This is a genomic window from Cronbergia sp. UHCC 0137 (assembly GCF_034932285.1).
Lineage (GTDB): Bacteria > Cyanobacteriota > Cyanobacteriia > Cyanobacteriales > Nostocaceae > Cronbergia.
In genome coordinates, this window is sequence record NZ_JAYGHC010000111.1 from 1 (window position 1) to 3721 (window position 3721).

The 3721-nt window shown below is 44.6% G+C and carries 3 protein-coding genes; 1 reads left to right on the forward strand and 2 read right to left on the reverse strand.

Annotated elements, in window-relative coordinates; translation table 11 throughout:
* Positions 1–96 precede the first annotated feature (96 nt).
* Both VB711_RS26340 and VB711_RS26345 read right to left on the reverse strand, forming a co-directional pair.
* Positions 97–2181, reverse strand: a complete 2085-nt coding sequence (locus VB711_RS26340; RefSeq protein WP_323289389.1) for a TIGR03032 family protein — start codon at positions 2179–2181, stop codon at positions 97–99.
* 414 nt (positions 2182–2595) lie between these two features.
* Positions 2596–2865 carry a hypothetical protein gene (locus VB711_RS26345; protein ID WP_323289390.1) on the reverse strand — a complete coding sequence of 90 codons (270 nt, stop codon included), beginning with the start codon at positions 2863–2865 and terminating at the stop codon, positions 2596–2598.
* A 115-nt stretch (positions 2866–2980) separates the two neighbouring features.
* Between VB711_RS26345 and VB711_RS26350 the strand changes: the two genes are divergently transcribed.
* Positions 2981–3721 (forward strand): Uma2 family endonuclease (locus tag VB711_RS26350; protein ID WP_323289391.1); only part of this gene is annotated, 741 nt, incomplete at its 3' end.

A 3721-nucleotide genomic window follows, 5' to 3' on the forward strand; every position in this document is an offset into this window, starting at 1 on the left:
AGCCAAGAATATTCTTGAAAAGCTCACGCAGAGGCGCAGAGGCGCAGAGGCGCAAAGAAAAATTTGAAAATCACGACTTTTGCAAGAAGTCTATACTTAGGGGTTGATGCCCACTTGTTTATGGAAATCAAAAACAGAGGATCTTGATTCGCTGGTTGCAGTTAAATAAGGTTGTAAATGCCTCCTTAAAAAGCGTAACATGGCTGTGTTTTCACTAGCTATGGCAAATTTGTAGTTCGTAATTGGACTGACAATCTGACGTTGAATGGCTGTAGCTAGTAAATAAATTCCCCGCCCTCGGACACGAAAGGGCTTGGCAACAAACAGAGAGGAATAACGAATGGTATTGGCTGCAACTCGATGAGTGACAATCCAACCAATCAACTGCTCTTGGTAGCGTAATCCTAGACTATTTAATAGTTCTAAACGCTGCTTATCTGCTAGGGGTGATAAAACCTCTGGAAAGTCCAGTAATTGCAACTCCTGTCGGTCTTTTGCTGTTAATTCTGTCCAGGGAAATAGGCTGAACTCTGCTGTTAGGGGCGGTTGATTTAGCCAAGGGGCTTGGGCAATTACCTCCGTGGTAGTTTGTCCCAGGAAAAATTGAGCTTGGGGCTTGTTCCAACCCAATTGGGTGAGGATCGGCTCTAGCCCCTTGGTTGTTAGCTCGGTGACTATGTACGATAGTTGGATTTGAGTACACTGTTGTTCTTGTAAATTTCGCTGTAGTTGATAGATTAAATTTTTGCCAATGCCCTGACAACGATAGGCTGGTGCAACAAATAAGGAGAGGAGTTGGGCTGTTTTATCTGCCTGTAATTCGGCAATAACGAAACCGACCATATCTCCGGCTAGAGAGGCGGAAACTCCTACTAATTCCCCTTGTTGGGGTTTGGTTCGCCAGCGCTGTTGGAGGCTGGGAAAGGTCATGGCATCGTAGGGGGCTAGACTTTCTGGGTTGAGGTGATAAACTCGTTGGTATTTAAGCGGTTCGTTGGTTGTTTTTTGGTAGAGGTGAGCAATTTGTTGAGATGTAACGGGTTGATTAGCTTCTGGTTTGGGTAGTCCGGCTATGGGTACGGCTTCTGACCTGGGACGTTGGACGGTGGGTTTGGTGGTGATGATCCCGCCTGAGTTGGGAAAGTTAATTAACCTTTCTATGTCTTCGCCTTGGAATCCTAAAGCCTTGGGACGGGTTACACCGGGTAAAATGACGATATCAAAGAGTTCTTCAACGATGCTGCCTATGTGTAGCCAATGGACGATTTGACCGGTGGTGATATCAATTGCTATTAGTCCACATTGGGCTGTTTTCCCTTCTCTGGTGAGGCGGTTTTCTAGTTCTAGTCCGGTGAAGTTGCGGGTTCTGAGTTTGGATAATCCCACTAGGGCTAGGTTGCCACAAAAGGCTAGTCCTCTGACGAAGCCAGGACAAAAGGTGATGGGGATAAATTTGTTGTTTTCGAGGTAGCCTAGTTCCCCTGTGCCGGCGTTGAGTAACCACAGTTTGCCCTGATACCACCGGGGGGAGTGGGGCATGGATAGGTTGGTGGCGATGATTTCGTTGCTGGGGATGTGGATGACGATACCGCCGTTTAAGCGATGGTTACGCCAACCTGCGGGGGTGTCTGTGGCACTGCAAGCGGTGACGTAGGTGGGTTGTCCTTCTACCATGGCCAAGCCGTTGAGGTGGCATTTATCTTCGGCTGCGAGTTTGGTGATGAATGGTGGTTGCCAGACTGGGGTAAAGCTATAACCTGGTTGGATGGTGGCTAGACAACTGAAGTCGGTGTTAATAAATAATGGTGTGTTATTGTGATCTATCACTAGGTCGTGGACGTTGAGGTTGCCGGTGGTATAACTCCAACTGGGGACGTAAAGGCGGTCTATTTGTTGGTAAAGTTCTCCTGGTGCGAGGCGGTTATCTAAACGCCAAATCTGATAGCGGGTACTCATGTACAGGCTTTCACCTTGGGCATAGAGTCCCATGGGTTTATCGAATAATCGTTCGTTGACGGTTAAGCTTCCTTGGGGTTTGCTACCAACAAGAATGAGGCGATTGGTTTGATAGGTGGTAAAGGCAATACTGATTTTTTCTTGTTGTAGCCAGTTGAGGAATCCCTGGGAGGGGGTAATCTCTAGTTTATGAGTTACGATTTGCTTCCCTTCTTTTCGGTTCATATTTGAGCTTTTTAACTGGCTTTGTATATTTTTTTTGTTTACTGTTTTTAAGGATATTCAATGAATATCTTGAACGTCAATAGTTTTTAGCCCACATTTAGCAATGAAGGAAATTGCTAGTTTCAGGCTTTTGTCATCCCATATTAGTGCGGTGCGTCAGATAGAGGAAGTCTGTTAGATGCTCAATTATCGGGTCTGACGTGGTTGGTGAGCTTGCCGAACCACACCCTACAAGAGATAGCATTGATATTGATAATGCTTACTTATTTAATAGATTCTATCAATGGATAACTCATAGAGACGTTCCATGGAACGTCTCTACGGGCGTTTTAGTATAAGTAGGGTGGGCAATGCCCACCAACACCCGCATTACCAGACTCAAGTACAGTAGAAGTGGCAATGTTGTAATTGAAATTAAAAGCAGGGATCAAAAGCCTGTGGTGCAATTCTAGAAAACTTGTATACAGGGGACTGGATTATGGGAGAATTATTCATCTCCGTGGAAGAATCATTCACCTCCATGGGAGAATCATTCATCTCCGTGGGAGAATCATTCATCTCCATGGGAGAATTATTCATCTCCATGGGAGAATCCTTCATCTCCATGGAAAAGTCATTCACCTCCATGGGAGAATCATTCATCTCCGTGGGAGAATTATTCATCTCCATGGGAGAATTATTCATCTCCATGGAAAAGTCATCAACCTTGGTTTTTGGTTTGCTGATTTGTCATGCCCATACTTCGCCAAGGGCTGTCAGTGAGTTAAGATAATGAGATGAAAGTAACAGGCCACCAGCAATGATTAAAGTACCTTATGAATACCAGAATCTGCCCACCGCCGAAGACTTACCCAGCAGCGACGAAACCCCAGTGGACAACGAACTTCAAAATGACATTCCCAATATTCTTTTAAATCTGTTGGTGTGGATTTGGCAGGACAGAAAAGATTGGTTTTGGGGAGTGGATATGTGCGTTTACTATGAACCAAACACAGAAGAACCAATAAAATCTAAATCCATTGTTCCCGATGGATTTTTGGCTTTAGGAGTAGAACAACTCAAAAATGAAGGCGGCAGATTAAGTTATTTATTATGGGAAGAACAGGTATTACCAATTTTAGTAATGGAAGTGGTTTCCCATAAATATAATGGGGAATATGACAAAAAACTGCGGGAATACGAGAGTTTGGGGATTTTATATTATGTAATTTATAATCCCTTGAGTGGCAGAAGAGGATTATATAAAAAACACCAGTCCTTAGAAGTTTATAAATTAGTAGAAGGAAAATATGAGCTAGTTCCAGCTATATCTGTGTTACCAGAAAATGGTAAAATGTTCTGGATGCCAGAGGTAGGGCTAGGAATTGGCTGTGAGCGTGGGAATAGGGGCAATTGGGAACGGGAGTGGGTTTATTGGTACGATCGCTCTGGGGTTAGATATCCCACTGCTGAGGAACGGGCTGAACGGGAACTTTTGGCTAGACAGCAGGCTCAGGCGATCGCCCTCCAGGAACGACGAGAGAAACAACAAGAACGTGTT

Bases quoted from the DNA above. Each gene is read 5' to 3' on its own strand.
- VB711_RS26340 (WP_323289389.1), bottom strand. From the start codon at position 2,181: ATGAACCGAAAAGAAGGGAAGCAAATCGTAACTCATAAACTAGAGATT.
- VB711_RS26345 (WP_323289390.1), bottom strand. From the start codon at position 2,865: ATGAATAATTCTCCCATGGAGATGAATAATTCTCCCACGGAGATGAAT.